Source organism: Caulobacter sp. FWC26 (assembly GCF_002742645.2).
GTDB lineage: Bacteria > Pseudomonadota > Alphaproteobacteria > Caulobacterales > Caulobacteraceae > Caulobacter.
The window spans coordinates 213,713-232,206 of sequence record NZ_CP033873.1; the positions used below are offsets into that span (position 1 = coordinate 213,713).

Here is an 18,494-nt window from a genome sequence, read left to right on the forward strand (position 1 = left end):
GGCGATGATCGAGTCACTCGTCGTTCTGGCGCGCCTTGTCCAATATGCCGGAACGGCGATGCTGTTTGGTGCGCCGCTCTTCTACCTCTACGGCCTGCCCGCCGACGGCCCCGGCGCGGCGCGAACCAGCGCCGGGACAAGGGGGCTGATCGTAATCGCCGGCCTGCTGACGGCGATCGGCTCTGGCCTGGCGCTACTGGCTCAGACGGCGATGATGACCGGCGCGCTTGCCGACGCCCTAGACCCACAGGCCCTGGTCATGGTGGCGACCGGCACCCAGTTCGGCGCCTCGGTCGTGACCCGCGCGGTCGCGGGCTTGGCGGCCCTGGCAGTCGCCGCGACCTTACGTCCATCGACCCGTCTCTGGCGCGCCAGCGCCGGGCTGGGCGCGGTGGCCCTGGCCAGCTTCGCCTGGAGCGGACACGGCGCTGACGGCGAAGGGGCGGCCGGCCTCTTCAAACTTGCCGCCGACGTCCTCCACCTCCTGGCCGCCGGGGTCTGGCTCGGCGCTTTGGCCGCCCTGCTCCTCCTGGTCTTGGGCGTGCGTCGGGCCGAGGCCGCCGCCGTACGGACGCTCCACGGGGCGCTGGAAGGGTTTTCCGGCGTCGGCTCCCTGGTCGTGGCCGCGCTGGTGCTGACCGGCCTCATCAACAGCTGGTTCCTGGTCGGACCCGCCCACATCCTCGCGGCGGCTACGACCACCTGGGGCGCCGTGCTCCTGGCCAAGCTCTGCGTCTTCGCGCTGATGCTGAGCCTGGCCGCGCTCAATCGCTTCGTGCTGACGCCGCGACTACAGCGAGCGCTCGCCAGCTTCGACCCCGCCTCAGCGCTGGCGGCCCTGCGGCGAAGCCTGCTGGTGGAGTCGGCCGCCGGCCTCTCGGTTCTGATCTTGGTCAGTTGGTTGGGGACGCTGGCCCCGCCGGCCTCGCTCTGACCATGGCGGGCCGCCGCTCCTTCCATCGTCAACGCCTGATGACGCCAGCGGGCGGCGGCGCTATGGTGACGCCATGCTGAGACATGCGCTCGCTTTCCTGGCCGCCCTGGCCCTCGCTTTTAGCCCGCTGGCGGTCAACGCCGCCCAGGCCGATTGCGACATGGCGGGCATGGACATGGGCGCTATGAGCATGGCCATGCCCGCGGCCGCCACGGCTTCGGACACCGCCCAGGACCCTTGCTGCGACCATGGCAAGGCGATGTCGGCCAAGGACTGCGCCCGGGCCTGCGCGACCAGTTGCGCCTTGGCTGTCGCCGCGCCGGGTGAGGGCGCGATCGACTATTCGCCGATCGCCTACCGGATCGAGACGCACTGGTCGAACACCAGCGGCCGGACCCATGATCCGGGCCAGGAAGACCCGCCTCCCAGATTGCTGATCTGACGACCGGCCAACCGCCGGTCTGACGCTCCCGTGCCCGCCGTCGTGCGTCTTCGCACGCGGCCGAACGGCGCGGTCGCTTGCCCCTTCGCGGGCTTTCAGATCACGATCTCAAGGAACGATCCCATGACTCTGCGTCACGCCCTCCTGGGCGCCCTGGCCGCCGGCCTGACCTTCGGCGCCTCGGCCGCCCTCGCCGCCACCTTCCCCGCTTGCAGCCATCCGCGCACGGGGGCCCCGCCGTCCAACCCCAAGGATGTCTTTCGCACCGCGGTCCGCGTCTGCGACATGCCGGCCGACTGCGGAATGATGCCCCGCAAGCCCGGCGCGGCCCAGCCCGCCGCCGCCTCGCCCCAAGGCTAGGGATCGGCTGAACCAGGTGGCGGGCGATCCCCTCCCGCCGCCTGGACGGCCGGCCTCGGCGGGCGGCTGCAAACGCCCCGCCGAGGCATCCCGTCTGGCCTTTTCGCCGACGTCGTTCGCACGATCCGACAGGACTCCTTCATGCGCCTTATCCTGCTTCTCGCGGGCCTAGGGCTGGCCAACGCCGCCCAGGCAGGCCCACTGACCTTCAACGCCGCAAAAGAGCTGGCCCTGCAATCGCCCGCCCTGGCCGCGACGGCGGCCGACCTCGAGGCGGCCCAGTCCCAGGGCAAGGCGGCAGGCAGGTTGCCCGACCCCAAGCTGCGCGTCGGCCTGGACAATTTCCCGATCTCCGGTCCACCGGCCGGGACCTTTGGCGGCGACAGCATGACCATGGTCAGCGTCGGCCTGATGCAGGACCGGCCCAGCGCCGCCAAGCGCGAGGCCGCGCGTCAGGCGGCCCGGGCGGAAGTCACGACCGCCGGCGCCCGCCAGGCCTTGACGGCGCGCGAGACGCAAGTGGCTGCGGCCCTGGCCTGGATCGACCTGTTCTACACCGACCAGAAGCTGGCCGCCCTGGCCGCGGTCGAACGGGCGATCACACCGCTGCGCGACACCGCGCCCGCCGCCGTCACGGCCGGAGACGCCCGTCCTGGCCAAGCCCTGGAAGCGCAACAGAAGCTGGCCGCACTGGCCGATCGACGAAGCGAACTGCTAGCCGATAGGGCCCGCGCCGCCGCCGAACTGACCCGTTGGACGGGCGAGCCTGGACCTCAGCCCATCGGGCCGGCTCCGGACTTTGTCATCAACGCCGAGGCCCTGCGCGCCGGCCTGCCAGACCATCCTGGTCTTCTCGCCCTGGACGCGGCGCGCCAAACCGCCGGCGCCCAGTTGGCCCAAGCGCGCGCCGAAGCCCACTCCGACACCAGCTGGGATCTCGCCTACCAGAAGCGCGACGGCGCCTATGGCGACATGGTGTCGGTCGGGGAGACCTTCGGCTTGCCGCTGTTTGGCCAGGCCCGGCGCGAGCCGCTGATCGCGGCCCAGAGCGCCAGGGTCCGGGGGGCCGAAAGTCAAAAGGCTGCGGGCGAGCGCCAATTGCTCGCCGCGCTGGAGACCGACCTCGCCGACCACCAGATGCACCACGAACAGTTGGCCCGCGCCCAAGAGACCTTGGCCCCACTGGCCCAGCAACGCGCCGACCTGGAGACCGCCAGCTACGCCGCTGGGCGCGCCAGCTTGAGCGATGTGCTCGGCGCCTTGCTCGACCTGGCCGAGACCAAGCTTTCGATCCTCGACCGCCAAGCCCTCGTCGCGCGCGACAGCGCCAAGATCAACCTGACCTACGGAACCGCGTCATGAGCCGCGTCACGACCCTCTCGACCCGATCCCTGATCGCGGGCGTCGCCGCCATCGCCCTTCTGGCCACGGCCGGGGGCTATGGTTTGGGCCAGTGGCGCAAGGCGCCCGCCCCGGCCGCAGGCGAAGCGCCTGACCGTAAGATCCTCTACTGGTATGATCCGATGGTCCCTGCCCAGCGCTTCGACAAGCCGGGCAAGTCGCCGTTCATGGACATGCAATTGGTCCCCCGCTACGCGGACGAGGGCGCTGGGACTAGCGCGCCCGGCGTCGCCGTCGATCCGCGCGGCGCTCAGACTCTGGGCATGCGATTGGCCCGCGCAGAGATGACGTCGCTCGCCTCCGGCTTGACGATTCCAGGATCGATCGAGTTCAACCAGCGTGACCTGGCTATCGTCCAAACCCGCACCGCCGGCTTCGTCCAGCGCGTCTATGGCCATGCCCCCGGCGACATCGTTGCGGCTGGCGCGCCGATCGCTGACCTGTTCAATCCTGATTGGGCGAGCGCGCAGACCGAATATCTGGCCGTGCGCCGCATCGGCGACCCGCGCCTGACGGCCGCCGCCCGGTCGCGCCTGACTTTGCTTGGCATGAGCCAATCCCTAATCGCCGCGGTCGAACACGGCGGCAAGGCCCAGACGACGTCCACGGTTCGCGCGCCGATCGGCGGGGTGATCCAGACCCTCGATGTCCGGGCCGGCATGAGCCTGGCCGCGGGCCAGAGCTTGGCGCAGATCAGCGGTCTTGCGACCGTTTGGCTGACCCTGTCGGCGCCTGAGACCCAGGCCGGGCAGATCAGGATCGGCCAGTCGGTCTCGGCCCAGCTGCCCGCGTTTCCTGGTGAGACCTTTAGCGGCCGTGTCAGCGCCATCCTCCCAGCCACCCAGGCCGACAGCCGTACCCTGCAGGTCCGGGTCGAGCTGGCCAATCGCGGCGGCAGGCTGCGCCCGGGCATGTTTGCCACCGCCAGTGTCGGGGGCGAGGCCGCGCCTGTCCTCGCCGTACCCACCGAGGCGGTGATCCGCACCGGGCGGCGCGACCTAGTGATGCTGGCCCAGGCCGGAGGCCGCTATCAGCCCGCCGAGGTGAGAGTCGGTCGCCAGGCCGGCGATCGCACCGAGATCCTCGCCGGCCTCAGCGCCGGTGATCAGGTCGTGGCCTCCGGCCAGTTCCTGCTGGATTCCGAAGCCAGCCTCGCCGGCTTGGAACCCCGGCCGCTGACGAACCAAGCGGCCACCGCTCCGGCCATGGGAGCGGCCGCGTCGATGATGAAGCTCGCCCCCACCGCCGCCAAGCCGCTCTTGCAGGCGAAGGGACGGGTCGAAGAGATCACCGCCGACACGATCACCCTGAGCCACGGCCCCGTGCCCGCGATCGGCTGGCCGGCCATGACGATGACCTTCAAGCTCGACCCGCCAAGCCTGGCTCGGGGATTGAAGGCGGGCGATCAGGCGGCTTTCGGCTTCGAACAACGTCCTGACGGCCCCGCCGTGCGCAGCCTGCACCGCGTGGAGGCAAGCCGTTGATCGCCGCCGTCATCCGCTGGTCGCTGGCCAACCGGTTCTTCGTGCTGCTCGGGGCCCTGGTCCTGCTGGCCGGCGGGCTTGTGGCGCTGCGCGAGACGCCACTGGACGCCCTACCCGATCTCTCCGACGTGCAGGTGGTGATCCGCACGCCGGCCCAGGGCCAGGCTCCGCGCCTGGTCGAGGACCAGATCACCTACCCCCTGGCGACCACCATGTTGTCGGTGCCGGGCGCCAAGACCGTGCGCGGCTACTCGTTCTTCGGCGACAGCTTCGTCTATGTGCTGTTCGCCGACGGAACCGATCCCTATTGGGCCCGCTCGCGGGTCCTGGAGTCGTTGAGCCAAGTCCAAAGCCGGCTTCCGGCCGGGGCCCGCCCGGCGCTGGGTCCCGACGCCACCGGTGTGGGCTGGATCTTCGAATATGCTCTGGTCGACCGAACCGGCCGCCATGACCTGAGCCAGCTTCGGTCCTTGCAGGACTGGTTCGTGCGCTATGAGCTGAAGACCCTGCCGGGGGTGGCCGAGGTGGCCAGCATCGGCGGCATGGTGCGCCAGTACCAGGTTGTGCTCGACCCGCAGAAGTTGGCGGCCTACGGCTTCACCCACCAAGCCGTGGTCGAGGCGCTGAACGGCGCCAACCAGGAAGCCGGCGGCTCGGTCGTCGAAATGGCCGAAGCCGAATACATGGTCCGGGCCAGCGGCTATCTGAGCAGTCTGGCCGACTTCGCCGCCGTGCCCATCAAGACCGCGGCCGGCGGCGTGCCCATCACCCTGGGCCAGGTCGCCACGATCCAGATTGGACCGGAGATGCGCCGGGGGATCGCCGAGCTCAACGGCCAGGGCGAGGTCGCCGGCGGGGTGGTGGTGTTGCGCTCGGGCGAGGACGCCCGCGCCACCCTCAAGGCCGTGCAGGACAAGTTGAAGATCCTCAAGACCACCCTGCCGGCAGGCGTGGAGATCGTCACCACCTATGACCGCTCGGGCCTGATCGACCGCGCCATCGACAATCTGAAGTCCAAGCTCTTCGAGGAGTTCATCGTCGTCGCCCTGGTCTGCGCGCTCTTCCTCTGGCATTTGCGCTCGGCCCTGGTGGCGATCATCGCCCTGCCGCTGGGCGTGCTGGCCGCCTTTATCGTCATGCGCGCCCAGGGGGTCAACGCCAACATCATGTCGCTGGGCGGCATCGCCATCGCCATCGGGGCCATGGTCGATGCGGCGGTCGTGATGATCGAGAACGCGCACAAGCATCTCGAGCGCTGGACGCACGATCACCCCGGCCAGACGATCGGCGACAAGGAACGCTGGGACGAGATCGCCGCCGCCGCCGTCGAGGTCGGACCGGCCCTTTTCCTGAGCCTGCTGATCATCACCTTCTCGTTCATCCCGGTCTTCACCCTTCAGGGCCAAGAAGGTCGGCTCTTCGCGCCCCTGGCCTTCACCAAGACCTACGCCATGGCCGCCGCGGCCCTTCTGTCGATTACGTTGATCCCGGTGCTGATGGGCTATCTGATCCGTGGCCGGATTCCGGCCGAGACCGCCAACCCCATCAACCGGCTGCTGAGCGCGATCTATGCGCCGGCCCTGGACTGGGTGCTCAGGCGTCCGCGCACCACGCTGGTCATCGGCGCCCTGGTCTTCACCACCACCCTGATCCCGCTTTCTCGGCTAGGCGGCGAGTTCATGCCGACCCTAAACGAAGGCGATCTGCTCTACATGCCATCGGCCCTTCCAGGCTTGTCGGCGGCCAAAGCCGGCGCGCTTCTTCAGCAGACCGATCGGCTGATCAAGACCGTCCCCGAGGTCGACAGCGTGTTCGGTAAGGCCGGCCGCGCGGAGTCAGCGACCGATCCGGCCCCGCTGGAGATGTTCGAGACCACCATCCGCTTCAAGCCGCGCGACCAGTGGCGCCCCGGCATGACCCCGGAAAAGCTGGTCGAGGAATTGGACCGCACGGTGGCGGTTCCGGGCCTCTCCAACGTCTGGGTGCCGCCGATCCGCAACCGCATCGACATGCTGGCCACCGGCATCAAGAGCCCGATCGGGGTCAAGGTGTCGGGCGCGAACCTTGATGACCTCGACCGCGTCGCCCAGCAGATCGGCCAAGTCGCCAAGACCGTGCCAGGGGTCAGTTCGGCCCTGGCCGAGCGGCTGACCGGCGGGCGCTATATCGATGTCCGCATCGACCGAGCCGCCGCTGGCCGCTACGGCCTCAACATCGCCGACGTCCAGGCTATCGTCTCGGGTGCGATCGGCGGCCAGACGGTCGGCGAGACCGTCGAGGGCCTGGCCCGCTATCCGATCAGCGTGCGGTATCCTCGCGAAGTGCGCGGCGATCTCGAAGCCCTGCGGGTCCTGCCGATCCTCACCCCATCGCTGCAGCAGATCACCCTAAGCACGGTGGCCCAGGTGGCGATCAGCGAGGGGCCGCCGATGCTCAAGAGCGAGAACGGGCGGCCGACCACCTTCGTCTATGTCGATGTGCGCGGGCGCGACCTGTCATCCGTCGTCGCCGATCTGCAGCGGGCGGTGGCCAAGGACATCAAGCCGGTCGCCGGGGTGACCATCAGCTATTCGGGGCAGTTCGAATATCTGCGGCGGGCGGTCGAGCGGCTGAAGATTGTCGTGCCGGCGACGCTGCTGATCATCTTCGTGCTGCTCTACCTGACCTTCCGCCGGTTCGACGAGGCGGCCCTGATCATGGGCGCCCTGCCCTTCGCCCTGACCGGCGGTTTCTGGGCGCTCTACTTACTGGGCTTCAATCAGTCGGTGGCCACTGGCGTCGGCTTCATCGCCCTGGCCGGCGTCTCGGCCGAGTTCGGGGTGGTGATGCTGATCTATCTCAAGCAGGCCCTGGCGGAGCGCCAGGGTGTTCTGAGCGACGCCGACCTCAGCCAAGCGATCCGCGAGGGCGCCTTGTTGCGGGTCAGGCCCAAGGCCATGACCGTGGCGGTGATCCTGGCGGGCCTGATCCCGATCCTGATCGGCCACGGCGCCGGCTCCGAAGTGATGAGCCGGATCGCCGCGCCGATGATCGGCGGAATGCTCAGCGCGCCGCTGCTGTCGATGTTTGTGGTGCCGGCCACCTATCTGTTGATCGAGCGTCGGCGGCGCCCGCGTCACGGCATCTAGGTCAGAGGGAGGGCGGGCGCGATCTACGCCCGCCCTCTCGCCTCAGGCAGGCGTCACACGGTAGCCCGCCGCCGCGACGGCGGCGGAGACGATCTCCGAGGTCGCGCCGGTGTCGATTTCGAGACTTCGGCCGGCTACGTCGGCGCGAACGATCGCGTTGGCGTCAACGCCTTGTACGGCTTTAGTGACAGTTGCGACGCAATGGCCGCAGGTCATGTTTTCGATGGTGTAGCGAAGCATCTGGCGTTCCTTGTTCGACTTCGCTGCAACAGATGGGCCTTCCCATCATGGCAAGGTCAAGAGCCGCTGATGGGAAATCGTGGCTGAGGGATCGCCTTGGGTTGACGCGTATCTTCCTGGCGTAGGTCGGCCCTCCCCGGCCCATCCGCCCCGACAGGAGACATAATTCGATGAAGACCTTTCTCGCCGCCGGCGCCTTGGCCTTGGCGCTCACGGGACCTGCCCTGGCTCAAGCCGACATGAAGATGGGCGACATGAAGATGGACGATATGGCGGGCATGAAGCATGACGCTCCGGCCGCGACCAAGACGGCCGACGGCCAAGGAGTGATCAAGGGCATCGACGCGGCTGGCGGCACGGTCACCCTGCAGCACCAACCGATCCCGGCGCTCAAATGGCCCGCCATGACCATGAAGTTCAAGGCCGCCCCCGCCCTTCTGAAGCCCTTCAAGGTCGGCCAAGCCGTGACCTTCAAGCTTAAGCCGATGGGCGCTTCGGCCGAAGTCGTGGCGATGTCGGCAAAGTAGCCCTCAACCCGTTCGGCCGCTCTTTAACGCGGCGGGCGAACGGGTCCGTTGACCTGCGATGGCTGCAAGGTGCGCGAGGGGTCGACGACCTTGAGGTTGACGCTCGCGGCTTTTGCGGGCTCACCGACGGGCTGAAGGATGAAGGCCAGGACCCAGTCGCCGCTGGTCGGAAAATCGGCCCGAAAGCGTAGTAATCCATAGTCGAGCGACGGCTCGAAAAAGGCTGGAAACACCGCCGAGCCGGTCGTGCTCACAGTGGCGTCTCGCGCCGAGAACGCGGGCATGATGCGGCCCGGCTCGACGGGGCTGACCTTTACCAGAACGGTCGTCGCGATCCCGCGGGTTAAGCTCGGTGAGGCGACTTCGAACCTGTAGTCGGCGGCCTCTACGGCGAGCGGAGCCGCGATCAGGCCAGCGCCCAACACCAAGGCCAGCCGCCAATTCAACGGAAGCCCCGCGCCGGGGCCGGCTCGCGCCGGGGCGGTTGGCCGGAGCCAAGGTCGGCCAGGATCGGACAGTCAGGCCGCTCGTCGCCCGCGCAGTCGCGCGAGAGGTCGCGCAGAGTGTCAGCCATGGCCCGCATTTCGGCGATTTTGGCCTCCAGCGCCCGCACATGACCATCGGCAATCGCCTTGACCTCGCGGCTTGGGCGGACACGGTCACGCCACAGCGACAACAGGTGGGCGATCTCCTCGACCGAAAACCCGAGCGAACGGGCGCGACGAATGAACCGCAGCTCGTTGACCTCACGCTCGCTGAAGCTGCGATAGTTGCTGTCGGTGCGGCCGGCCGGCGTGATCAGTTTGATCTGCTCGTAGTAGCGGATCATTTTGGCCGAGACCCCGGACGCCTTGGCAGCCTGTCCGATGTTCATTTGGGGGGCGTCCTTGGCTTGGCTGCAGGCAGGGGCGAGGTGAAGGCGCGCAGACGCAAGGCGTTGAACAGCACGCTGACGCTGGACAAGGCCATCGCGCCGGCCGCCACCATCGGCGAAAGCGACAGGCCAAGGGCCGGCGCCAACGCCCCCGCCGCCACGGGGATCAGGATCACGTTGTAGCCAAAGGCCCAGGCCAGGTTCTGGCGGATGTTGCGCAAGGTCGCGCGACTGAGCGCCAGGGCGTTGACGACGCCGCGCAGATCCCCGCCCATCAGCACGACGTCGGCGCTCTCGATGGCGATGTCGGTTCCCTGCCCCATGGCCAGGCCGACATCGGCGCTGGCCAAGGCCGGCGCGTCGTTGACGCCGTCGCCGACGAAGGCCGTCGGGCCATACCGGGAGCGCAAGGCCCCGATCGCCTCGGTCTTGCCCTGAGGAAGCACCTCGGCCACGACCTCGTCGATCCCCAGTATCCTGGCGACCGCGTCGGCGGTGCGCCGGTTGTCGCCGGTGACCATCGCCACCTTCAGGCCTTGGGCGTGCAGGGCGGCGATGGCGGCGGGCGTGGTCTCGCGAATGGGATCGGCCACCGCCAGAACCGCCGCCAGACGCCCGTCGATCGCCACATAGAGCGGACTCTTGCCGGCGTCGCCCAAACGGGCGGCTTCCTCGGCGAAAGGCTCGACGTCCAGCGCTAGGCGCAGCATGTAGCGATCCGCGCCAACCTCAACGCGGCTCCCTGCCACGATCCCCTGCGCGCCAAACCCTGGGGTCGAAGCAAAGTCACGCAGTGGGCCAGGCGCTGCCCCTTCGGCCTTGGCCGCGCTGACGATGGCCTGAGCGATCGGGTGCTCCGAGCGCGCCTCGACCGCCGCAGCCAGGCTCAGGACCTCGCCGCGGGCAAACCCGTCCGCGACGATCAGGTCGGTCAATTCCGGACGCCCCTTGGTCAGGGTGCCAGTCTTGTCCAGAGCCACAACCTTCGCCTCCTGCAGAGCCTGGAGGGCTTCTCCACGGCGGAACAGGACGCCTAGTTCGGCGGCCCTGCCGGTGCCGACCATGATCGAGGTCGGCGTGGCCAGGCCCATGGCGCACGGACAGGCGATGATTAGCACCGCCACCGCGTGGACCAGCGCCAGGTCCAGAGCGGGCGGCGGGCCCAACACCAGCCAGGCCAGGAAGGTCGCGACGGCCACGACGATGACGGCGGGCACAAACCAAGCCGTGATCTTGTCGACGAGGGCCTGGATCGGGAGCTTGGAGCCCTGCGCGGCCTGCACCATGCGTACGATCTGGGCGAGTAGGGTATCGCCGCCGACCTTGGTGGCCTTGAACCGCATGGCGCCGGTGGTGTTGACCGTGCCGCCAACCACGCTTGCGCCGACCGTCTTTTCCACCGGGATCGGCTCGCCGGTGATCATCGCCTCGTCGACGAACGACACGCCCTCCTCGACGACCCCATCGACCGGGATCCGCTCGCCGGGACGGATCAGGACCAGGTCGCCGGGAACAACCTCGCCGATCGCGATCTCGACCGCCTGACCGCCGCGTTCGACCCGCGCTGTCTTGGCTTGCAAGGTCATCAATCGCTTGATGGCTTGGCTCGTCGCGCCCTTGGCCCGAGCTTCGAACCAGCGTCCGACCAGGATCAAGGTGACGATGACGGCCGCAGCCTCGTAATAGACGCCGTCCGCGCCGGCCGGCAACGCGCCCGGCGCGAAGGTGGCGACCAGCGAATAGGCAAAAGCGGCGCTCGCGCCCAGCACGACCAGGCTGTTCATGTCGGGTGTCAGGCGCAGCAGATTTGGCACACCCTTGCGATAGAAGCGCAGCCCGGGTCCGAACAGGACAACGCTGGCAAGCCCTAGACTGATCAGCCGCCAGGCCTGTTCACCAACCGTCGCGGCCAATAGATGGTGAGCACCGGGAATGAAGTGCCGGGCCATCTCGACCAGGAAAAGTGGCGCGGTGGCAACGGCGGCGATCACGACAGCACGCTTGAGGTCGGCGATCTCAGTCTCGCGCGCCTGGGCTTCCTCGTCGTCAGCGCCAGCTTCGGTGTCTTGCACCAGGCTCGCTGCGTATCCGGCCTCGGCAACGGATCCGATCAGCGCGTCGGGATCGAGCATTCCGCGCGCACCGCCGACGCTGGCGCGTTCGGTGGCCAAATTGACGACGGCGCGCTCGACGCCCGAGACCTTAAGCAAGGCCTTTTCGACGCGCGAGACGCAGGACGCGCAGGTCATGCCGTCGATGCGAAGTTCGATCGTCTGAGGGGTGAGATCATAGCCGGCCTGGCGGATCGCGGCGCCGATCGCGAGAGGGTCGCCGCCTTCGACATGCAGCCGTTGCGCTGCGAGATTGACCGTAGCGGCGCGCACGCCCGGCGTCGCCAAGACCGCCTGTTCGACCCGCCGCACGCACGACGCGCAGGTCATCCCAAGCACGGGCAGGTCGAGTGTCTTGAGAATTTGGTCGGGCATCGGCGCTCTCCTCTTGTCGATGCCCGGCTTGTGAGGCTTCCCATCATAGGAAGGTCAAGGCCTTGTCGTCGGCGTCAGTAGGAAATACGTGCGGACCCAAGCCCTCCCCTCATCGGAAGGTTTGTTGGTGATGAATCGAGAGTTGGAGCAGCAAACGACAAGTCGTGCGCGCTTCGGGCCTCCATCGTTACAATGATTGGAACGTCCGTTGGTGAGCTATAATATCGTAGAGGCAACGAATACGCGCAAACGCTGTTTTAGTCTGACGGCGAGCGCCAATTTAGGCGCGCAAGGCCGCTCAACAATCTGAAGGGCAATAGAGATGCGCAAGATTCTAATCGCAGTTTACGCGGTGAGCCTCCTGAGCGCCGCCGGCGTCGCAGGCGCTTCGGCTCAGTCCATGGCCGGCCACGACATGAAAGGCATGGACATGTCCAAGGGCGGCATGAAGGGCCACGCGCAAATGGGCCGTGACGCCCTGAAGATGGACGAGATGCGAATGAGCAAGGCGATGATGGCGGCCAAGGCGTCCGACTTCGACCTGCTGTGGGCTAAGAAGATGATCGCGCACCACCAAGGAGCTATCGATATGAGCCAATCGCTGCTCAAGCACGGCGGCGATGCAGACGCCAAACGCATGGCGCAGATGACGATCGACGAGAACACCAAAGCCAAGGCCGACCTGGAGGCCTTTGTCCGCAAGCACGGCGGCTAACGTCGCGACTTGGCGAAGACCGGCGACGACGCCCTTGGCGTCGCGCGTCGGTTTCGCGCGGTCCATACTTGCGGGATAAAGGGGTTCTGCCGCGTATAGTGAGCGGGACACCTCCGGGGGCGAAGGACCGAGCATGACTTTGAATATCGATGATCTCATCGACAGGTTAGCGGCTCAGCCGCTCGACCGCTCGTTGGACGGTCTGGAATGGGACGTGGCGCGCGGTATCGCGCGCCGGAGCGCGGACCTGAAGACCGGCGCCGCCTTGGCGCCCGTCCGCGTCGCCTCGATCGGTCTGGCCCTGGCGATCGGCGTCACCGCCGGGGGCCTGGCGGCCGCCAGCACGGTGTCGGCGCCACAGCAACTGAGCACCTTCGATGTCTCGGCTCACCTCGCGCCATCGACCCTGCTAGAGGGCGACCGGTGAGCATCACCCGCAGTATCGTCCTTACGCTGGTGCTATCGACCCTCGCCGCCGCGATAGGCGCTTGGGCCGGTGGGCAATATGTCGTTCGCCGCATGCATCACGCCACGCCGCTGCACCAGATGGTTCACGAGAAACTCGATCTGACGCCCGACCAAGAGCAGCGCATCGACGGCTTGGAGCGTCAGTACGCGGCAAGGCGCAAGGCGCTGGAAGCGGAGATGCGGGCCGCCAACGCCGAGCTGGCCCAGGCCATCCAGGAACAGCACAGCTATACGCCCAAGGTGCAGGCAGCGATTGATCGCTTCCACATGGCGATGGGCGCTTTGCAAAAGGAAAGCATTCAGCATGTGATCGCCATGCGCGCTGTGCTCACTCCGCAGCAAGCCGCGCGTTTCGACGATACAGTCGTCAAGAACCTTACCGAACAGGCGCAGTGACCGCGGCGACGCCAACCGACGAGGTGCTCGCGGGTCAAGCCGCGAAGGGCGACGAGCGCGCGTTCGCGCTTCTGGTTGGTCGACACAAGGAAGCCCTCTACCGATTGCTGCGACGCTACACCGGCGATGCCGACGAAGCGTATGAGGCCGTGCATGAGGCGTTCGTTGCGGCCTGGGCGGCGCTGGGCCGCTACGATCCCGCGCGCGCTTTCGGTCCCTGGCTGCGCACCATCGCCATCAACAAGGCCCGCGACCGCGGGCGCAAGATGGCTGTGCGTCGCTTCTTCTTCGGCTCCGTCGCGCCGGACGATGCGCTGGCCCGTGCGGTCGATCCAGGCCTCGCGGCCGACGACCAGTTGCGCCAACGCCAAACCATGGGCCTGTTGGAGCAGGCGGTTGCGAAACTTCCCGACGCCTTGAAGGCTCCGCTTGTGCTCACCGCTTTCGAGGGCCTGTCCCATGAGGAGGCCGCCGCCATCCTGGGCGTCACAGCCAAAGCCGTCGAAACCCGAATCTACCGCGCCCGCAAGACCCTGGCGACAACGTTAGACCCTGAAGCCTTCCGCGATCGTTAGGCCAACGGCCCCTCACCGGACGTGAGCCTGTGAGACACCGTCTCCAACGCCCGGATGCCCGCGCCAAATCGCCCCATCGCCTCGCGGTGCTTTTCCAGTTCGCCGTACGGCAGATAGCGGACCGAAAGATCACCGATCCGGCTGAAGGCTGGACGAGCGATCTGCGCTCGGACGTCGGCTTCGCGCTTGTCGGGGGCGACCAGATAGAGGGCGTGCAGACTGTCGGCCGCGCCGCCGAGCGCCAAGTCGAGCATGCGCACGATACCCGAATAGATCGAAGTGCTATGCTCGACCTCGAAAGCGGCGATGATGCTGTCGGGGTCGGACAACCACAGCACGTCGATCAATCGCACGGCGTCCGCGCCAGCAGCGGATTCGAGCTTGGGGCCCAAGCGCGCCATACATCCTTCGCCCAGCTTTCCGTCCTCATAGAGACGTCCCTGGTCGTTCTGAGCGATGAACACCTTGTATCCCAGCGCCAGGCCCAGATCGCGCAGCCAACCTTGGACTTGGGTGTGGGTGCGCTCGTCCTGCTCTGAGGTAGGCTTGAGCACGGCCGCCTGCCGGACCTTGGCAAGGTCCTGGCGCCAGGACGCAAGGGCGGCCTCATCGTCTTGGCGTGGCGGTGGCGCGTAGAGACCCATGCCGATATCGAAGCAGAAGGCCGCGACCGCGCCCAGATCGTTGGACAACAGATCGCGATGCTTGGCGTTGAAGGCCATCAGGCCCTGCCGCATGGCCAGATACTGCTCCCAACGTCCCAGCTTCACGTTCGCGCCGAACAGAGCGTTGTAGCCGCGCACGATCGCGGTGTTGAACGGCGGGGCGATCGTCGGGTGCAGGAAGTAGAGGATGTTGGCGACCGCAGGTCCCAGCCCTTTTATTTGCAGGGCGTCGATGCGGTGAATCTCGGCCAGCACATGCTCGGCGGTGTCGCAGCAGACGCAGGCGTCCAGCAGGCGCCCGAAGGCCCGCTGGTTGCTGGGATGCTCGTAGATATCGGGGATGCGAAGCTTGGGCTTCCAGAGGAAGGCATGATCCGCGCCTTTGAAGACTTGGCGTTGCTCGGCGATCGAATGGACCACGGTTTCAAGGGAGGAGCCCCGATAGGCCACGCCGAACCGGCCATCGGCGATCTCTTCGGCGACTTGCTGCACGCCACGCCGGATGGAGCGGAAGTTCTTGATCCGATCCTCCCAGAGAAACCAGGTTCGATAGGCGCCTCGGGGGTCTTCGCGCCAACGCCGCAGGAGGTCGCGCATCAAATCGTCAGACAATCCAGATTCCCCCGACTACACCCTTGGTCAATAGGCGGCCCTGCCTTGCTTTCCAAGTCAAGACGCTGGCGACCTTGCCCACTCATTCGCCGTTGTCTGGTCGAGAGCAAGGAACGATGAATTTATCCTAGCATCACCCTTCCCATCATTGGAATCTTTATTACGGCAGGGCGCGTTGATGCTGATCCAACCGATCGACTACTTCCTTGTGGGCTGGTTCGTGGTTGCCGCGCTGTGCACGGCCTATGTCGCGGATCGATCGGTATCGAAACAATCCCGAACCGGGGGTGATGAAGTGGGGCTTCATCCTGGTGACGCTCTACACCGGTCCGATCGGGTTCCTGCTGTATGTCTTGGCCGACAAGGAGCCTAGGCCCGGCGAGCACGAGGATTTCGTCAAGCCGCTCTGGAAGCAAGGTGTCGGCTCCACCATCCACTGCATCGCGGGCGATGCGACCGGAATCATCCTGGCGGCGGTCATCACCGCTGCCCTGAGCCTGCCGATGTGGCTGGACCTGATCGTCGAATACATTTTCGGCTTCGCCTTCGGCCTCTTTATCTTCCAGGCCCTGTTCATGAAGTCGATGATGGGCGGGACCTATTGGGAGAACGTCCGCCGCAGCTTCGTGCCCGAACTGATCAGCATGAACTTCATGATGGCGGGCATGGCGCCGGTGATGAGCTTCCTGATGATAGGGCGTGACATGCGCGCCATGGTCCCCACCGAACTGATCTTCTGGGGCGTGATGAGTGTGGGCGTGATCGCCGGCTTCGCCCTGGCTTTCCCGTCCAATGTCTGGCTGGTCTCCAAGTCGCTCAAACACGGCTTGATGACCCAGCGCCCCTCAGGCACGAAGTTTGATCTGACGAACAAGGGGGCCGCCAAGGCGCAGACGGCGCACGGTGGGCACGCCGGTCACCAGATGTCCGTCGACCAAGACCATGCCGCGCAGGCGCACGACGCTCACGCCGCCCGGCATGATTATGGGTCGCGACACTCCGGCCGAAGCCATGATCGATATGGCTGCGGTAGATCCACGACAGGTCAAAGTGACCTACGGCGTTGAGGTGCGAGGTGCGCGTCCCCTGCCCTTTCGCATGGAGAACGGCGTCAAGGTCTTCCAAATGGAGACCTCTGTATTCGGCTGGACCATCCTGCCTGGCGTCACCGTCGACGCCTATGGCTACAACGGCCAGGTTCCCGGCCCGACGATCCGCTTCAATCAGGGAGACAAGGTTCGCATCGACGTGATCAATCGGCTGCCCGAGACCACCACTGTTCATTGGCACGGCTTGATCCTGCCCAATGTGATGGACGGCTCGGCGATGATCACCCAGGCCCCCATCAAAAACGGCCAAGTCTATCGCTACGCCTTTACGGCGGTGCAGAGCGGCACCTACCTCTATCACTCTCACGACCATGTCGACCGCCAGCAGGGGCAGGGTCTCTACGGCGCTCTGATCATCGACCCGCAAACACCCGACCCCAGCCTAAGGGCAGACCACGAGTCTACGCTGCAGTTGCAGGAGTGGCTGAAGCGCGAAGGCCTGACCTATCCGGCCATGCCTAAGCTGACACCAGTCCAGCTTCTCGCTGCGGGGTCATCAACCAGCTAGGAGTGGGGCGAGGTCTACGCTTCGGAATCTACGTATTCCGACCTGGGACGTAGGACCCTAGTCCTAGACTCGAAGAACAGCTTCTTCCCGTCGATCATCAAGCGGCGGCCAAACCTACACATCTAAGGAGTCGAAGATGATCAAAAAGTCCGTCATCGCCGCCTTGGCCGGCGTCGCGATGCTCAGTGCGACGCCGGTTCTGGCGCAAGGGATCGGCCACACCTTCTTCATGAAGGGCTCGATCGTCGCGAACGACAGCAACGGCACCGTGATCTGCATCGGCAAGGCGGACGGCGCCGAGGTCGGCCAGACCCTGGAAGTCTACCGCGTCAAGCAGCTGCCGGGGCCCAACAAGGCCCCGCCGTCCTATCGGCGCGACCTCGTCGGGCACGTGAAGATCGACCACGTCTTCGACGACCACTTCGCCCATGTCACGGTCGCCGACGGTACGCCGGCCAAGCACGACATCGTCGAGCTGCGCAAGAACTGAGCGGGCGATCGGTTCGCCAGCGGCGGGATGGCCCACGCCGTCTCGCCGGAGCGACCGGCGGGCGCGCCCCTCCGCTGACCTTGGGCTTTCGTCCAACGAGCGAGGCGACGAGTATCATGACGACCTTCAAGATCGGCGCGTTCGCCGCAGCCGCCGGCGTGCGGCGCGATACGATCCGGTACTACGAGCGCACCGGCCTGCTGCGCGATCCGGGCAGGACCGGCGCCGGCTACCGTGTCTATGAGGACGCCGACCTCCTGCGGCTCCATTTCATCCGGGCCGCGCAGGAGCTCGGCTTCACGCTCGCCGAAACCGCCGACCTGCTCGCGCTTCAAGCCTCCGACACCGCCAAGGCGTCGGCGGTGCTGGAGATCACCCGCGAGAAGATCCGCGACGCCGAACGCCGCATTCAGCGGCTGTCGGATATCCGTGACGTGCTCAGCGCGCTGGCCGACGATTGCCCGATGGACGTGGCGGCCTCGGACTGTCCGATCCTGGCCTTCCTCGCCGAAAGACGGGTCCGGCGGTCGGACGCCCGCGGCGACGCACCGCGGGAGGCGCTCTGACCCGCCCGGGCGCGCGGCGACACGTCAATCCTTGGCCGGCGACCTCGCCGGCTCCACCGCTCGCCCCTGGCGCGCCCGTCCGCGGCGAAGGCCATCGGTGTCGAGCCCATGATCTCCAGGGAGGAACTTGCCATGATCGACATCCGCCACACACTTCGCGCGCCCATCCAGGCGCTTGTGATCGGCGCCGCGGCGCTCGCCCTCACCGCCTGCGGCGACAAGGGCGCTGAGCCCCCGCCGCCCGCGGCCTCGGTCCAGGCCCCGGCCCCGTCGCCCGCCGCGGCCCCGGTCCCCAGCGCCGCCGATCCGGATCCCGGCGTCGGCGGCTCGACGGCGCCTTCGAACAACGCCGCCGGGCAACATGACGCCGATCACGACGCGGCGACGATGGAGCGCCATCATCGTCAGGAGATGGATCACCACGCCATGCGCCAGGGCGGCGCGGCCACGGGGACGACGCCCCAACCCGACGCCGCGCCGATGAGCCCATCGGCTCCGATGAAGGACATGTGAA

Annotated in this window: 19 protein-coding genes and 1 pseudogene; 15 read left to right on the forward strand and 5 right to left on the reverse strand. The window is 67.0% G+C overall.

Features of this window, described 5'->3' with window-relative positions; translation table 11 throughout:
* Positions 1–4 precede the first annotated feature (4 nt).
* The 6 genes from copD to CSW63_RS01045 all read left to right on the forward strand — a co-directional run bounded on the left by copD (position 5) and on the right by CSW63_RS01045 (position 7,749).
* On the forward strand, positions 5–934 hold the full coding sequence (gene copD, locus CSW63_RS01020; protein WP_099504330.1) for a copper homeostasis membrane protein CopD: 930 nt from the start codon (positions 5–7) through the stop codon (positions 932–934).
* A gap of 73 nt (positions 935–1,007) precedes the next feature.
* Complete coding sequence (locus CSW63_RS01025; RefSeq protein WP_099504332.1) at positions 1,008–1,376, forward strand: hypothetical protein; 369 nt, start codon at positions 1,008–1,010, stop codon at positions 1,374–1,376.
* Between the two features lie 123 nt (positions 1,377–1,499).
* Positions 1,500–1,736, forward strand: a complete 237-nt coding sequence (locus CSW63_RS01030; protein ID WP_099504444.1) for a hypothetical protein — start codon at positions 1,500–1,502, stop codon at positions 1,734–1,736.
* Between the two features lie 141 nt (positions 1,737–1,877).
* Positions 1,878–3,098 carry a TolC family protein gene (locus CSW63_RS01035; protein ID WP_099504334.1) on the forward strand — a complete coding sequence of 407 codons (1,221 nt, stop codon included), beginning with the start codon at positions 1,878–1,880 and terminating at the stop codon, positions 3,096–3,098.
* Complete coding sequence (locus CSW63_RS01040) at positions 3,095–4,621, forward strand: efflux RND transporter periplasmic adaptor subunit (protein WP_099504336.1); 1,527 nt, start codon at positions 3,095–3,097, stop codon at positions 4,619–4,621. The genes CSW63_RS01035 and CSW63_RS01040 overlap by 4 nt, the downstream gene beginning before the upstream one ends.
* Positions 4,618–7,749 (forward strand): efflux RND transporter permease subunit, encoded by a 3,132-nt coding sequence (locus tag CSW63_RS01045; RefSeq protein ID WP_099504338.1) that lies wholly within the window; start codon positions 4,618–4,620, stop codon positions 7,747–7,749. Before CSW63_RS01040 ends, CSW63_RS01045 begins: the two co-directional genes overlap by 4 nt.
* Before the next feature lie 42 nt (positions 7,750–7,791).
* Here the strand turns inward: CSW63_RS01045 and CSW63_RS01050 are convergent, their stop codons facing one another.
* Positions 7,792–7,989: a heavy-metal-associated domain-containing protein gene (locus CSW63_RS01050; protein ID WP_099504341.1), complete on the reverse strand. Its 198-nt coding sequence runs from the start codon at positions 7,987–7,989 to the stop codon at positions 7,792–7,794.
* A gap of 170 nt (positions 7,990–8,159) precedes the next feature.
* Between CSW63_RS01050 and CSW63_RS01055 the strand changes: the two genes are divergently transcribed.
* On the forward strand, positions 8,160–8,516 hold the full coding sequence (locus CSW63_RS01055) for a copper-binding protein (protein ID WP_099504343.1): 357 nt from the start codon (positions 8,160–8,162) through the stop codon (positions 8,514–8,516).
* Positions 8,517–8,539: 23 nt separating this feature from the next.
* On the opposite strand, the gene CSW63_RS23265 is transcribed toward CSW63_RS01055, so the two are convergent.
* From CSW63_RS23265 to CSW63_RS01070, 3 genes are read right to left on the reverse strand one after another with little or no spacing between them, the layout of a single operon-like run.
* Positions 8,540–8,962: a hypothetical protein gene (locus CSW63_RS23265; protein ID WP_099504345.1), complete on the reverse strand. Its 423-nt coding sequence runs from the start codon at positions 8,960–8,962 to the stop codon at positions 8,540–8,542.
* Positions 8,959–9,390, reverse strand: a complete 432-nt coding sequence (gene cueR, locus CSW63_RS01065) for a Cu(I)-responsive transcriptional regulator (protein WP_099504347.1) — start codon at positions 9,388–9,390, stop codon at positions 8,959–8,961. The genes CSW63_RS23265 and cueR overlap by 4 nt, the downstream gene beginning before the upstream one ends.
* On the reverse strand, positions 9,387–11,876 hold the full coding sequence (locus CSW63_RS01070) for a heavy metal translocating P-type ATPase (protein WP_099504349.1): 2,490 nt from the start codon (positions 11,874–11,876) through the stop codon (positions 9,387–9,389). Before CSW63_RS01070 ends, cueR begins: the two co-directional genes overlap by 4 nt.
* Positions 11,877–12,198: 322 nt before the next feature.
* On the opposite strand from CSW63_RS01070, the gene CSW63_RS01075 reads away from it, so the two are divergent.
* From CSW63_RS01075 to CSW63_RS01090, 4 genes are all read left to right on the forward strand, one after another.
* The gene (locus tag CSW63_RS01075; protein ID WP_099504351.1) at positions 12,199–12,591 is read left to right on the forward strand and encodes a DUF305 domain-containing protein; all 393 of its coding nucleotides are present in this window, start codon (positions 12,199–12,201) and stop codon (positions 12,589–12,591) included.
* A 133-nt stretch (positions 12,592–12,724) separates the two neighbouring features.
* A complete protein-coding gene (locus CSW63_RS01080; protein WP_099504353.1) occupies positions 12,725–13,018 on the forward strand; it encodes a hypothetical protein in 294 nt (97 codons plus the stop codon).
* Positions 13,015–13,455 carry a Spy/CpxP family protein refolding chaperone gene (locus tag CSW63_RS01085; RefSeq protein WP_099504355.1) on the forward strand — a complete coding sequence of 147 codons (441 nt, stop codon included), beginning with the start codon at positions 13,015–13,017 and terminating at the stop codon, positions 13,453–13,455. Before CSW63_RS01080 ends, CSW63_RS01085 begins: the two co-directional genes overlap by 4 nt.
* A complete protein-coding gene (locus CSW63_RS01090) occupies positions 13,452–14,030 on the forward strand; it encodes an RNA polymerase sigma factor (protein WP_099504357.1) in 579 nt (192 codons plus the stop codon). The genes CSW63_RS01085 and CSW63_RS01090 overlap by 4 nt, the downstream gene beginning before the upstream one ends.
* Here the strand turns inward: CSW63_RS01090 and CSW63_RS01095 are convergent.
* Positions 14,027–15,292 (reverse strand): type II restriction endonuclease, encoded by a 1,266-nt coding sequence (locus CSW63_RS01095; protein WP_099504359.1) that lies wholly within the window; start codon positions 15,290–15,292, stop codon positions 14,027–14,029. The two genes, CSW63_RS01090 and CSW63_RS01095, sit on opposite strands and share 4 nt — an antisense overlap.
* A gap of 193 nt (positions 15,293–15,485) precedes the next feature.
* Between CSW63_RS01095 and CSW63_RS01100 the strand changes: the two are divergent.
* From CSW63_RS01100 to CSW63_RS01115, 4 genes and pseudogenes are all read left to right on the forward strand, one after another.
* Positions 15,486–16,876, forward strand: a pseudogene (locus tag CSW63_RS01100) (DUF4396 domain-containing protein); the annotation flags it as partial.
* A gap of 184 nt (positions 16,877–17,060) precedes the next feature.
* A complete protein-coding gene (locus CSW63_RS01105; RefSeq protein WP_210408482.1) occupies positions 17,061–17,414 on the forward strand; it encodes a hypothetical protein in 354 nt (117 codons plus the stop codon).
* Between the two features lie 116 nt (positions 17,415–17,530).
* Positions 17,531–17,980, forward strand: a complete 450-nt coding sequence (locus CSW63_RS01110) for a heavy metal-responsive transcriptional regulator (protein ID WP_062098120.1) — start codon at positions 17,531–17,533, stop codon at positions 17,978–17,980.
* A gap of 132 nt (positions 17,981–18,112) precedes the next feature.
* Positions 18,113–18,493, forward strand: a complete 381-nt coding sequence (locus tag CSW63_RS01115; protein WP_066730188.1) for a hypothetical protein — start codon at positions 18,113–18,115, stop codon at positions 18,491–18,493.
* The last annotated feature ends 1 nt before the right edge of the window (position 18,494 follow it).

Bases quoted from the DNA above. Each gene is read 5' to 3' on its own strand.
- CSW63_RS01025 (WP_099504332.1), top strand. From the start codon at position 1,008: ATGCTGAGACATGCGCTCGCTTTCCTGGCCGCCCTGGCCCTCGCTTTT.
- CSW63_RS01115 (WP_066730188.1), top strand. From the start codon at position 18,113: ATGATCGACATCCGCCACACACTTCGCGCGCCCATCCAGGCGCTTGTG.
- CSW63_RS01035 (WP_099504334.1), top strand. From the start codon at position 1,878: ATGCGCCTTATCCTGCTTCTCGCGGGCCTAGGGCTGGCCAACGCCGCC.
- copD (WP_099504330.1), top strand. From the start codon at position 5: ATGATCGAGTCACTCGTCGTTCTGGCGCGCCTTGTCCAATATGCCGGA.
- CSW63_RS01110 (WP_062098120.1), top strand. From the start codon at position 17,531: ATGACGACCTTCAAGATCGGCGCGTTCGCCGCAGCCGCCGGCGTGCGG.
- CSW63_RS01055 (WP_099504343.1), top strand. From the start codon at position 8,160: ATGAAGACCTTTCTCGCCGCCGGCGCCTTGGCCTTGGCGCTCACGGGA.
- CSW63_RS01030 (WP_099504444.1), top strand. From the start codon at position 1,500: ATGACTCTGCGTCACGCCCTCCTGGGCGCCCTGGCCGCCGGCCTGACC.
- CSW63_RS01050 (WP_099504341.1), bottom strand. From the start codon at position 7,989: ATGCTTCGCTACACCATCGAAAACATGACCTGCGGCCATTGCGTCGCA.
- CSW63_RS01095 (WP_099504359.1), bottom strand. From the start codon at position 15,292: ATGCGCGACCTCCTGCGGCGTTGGCGCGAAGACCCCCGAGGCGCCTAT.
- CSW63_RS01070 (WP_099504349.1), bottom strand. From the start codon at position 11,876: ATGCCCGACCAAATTCTCAAGACACTCGACCTGCCCGTGCTTGGGATG.
- cueR (WP_099504347.1), bottom strand. From the start codon at position 9,390: ATGAACATCGGACAGGCTGCCAAGGCGTCCGGGGTCTCGGCCAAAATG.
- CSW63_RS01105 (WP_210408482.1), top strand. From the start codon at position 17,061: ATGATCAAAAAGTCCGTCATCGCCGCCTTGGCCGGCGTCGCGATGCTC.
- CSW63_RS01075 (WP_099504351.1), top strand. From the start codon at position 12,199: ATGCGCAAGATTCTAATCGCAGTTTACGCGGTGAGCCTCCTGAGCGCC.
- CSW63_RS01080 (WP_099504353.1), top strand. From the start codon at position 12,725: ATGACTTTGAATATCGATGATCTCATCGACAGGTTAGCGGCTCAGCCG.
- CSW63_RS01040 (WP_099504336.1), top strand. From the start codon at position 3,095: ATGAGCCGCGTCACGACCCTCTCGACCCGATCCCTGATCGCGGGCGTC.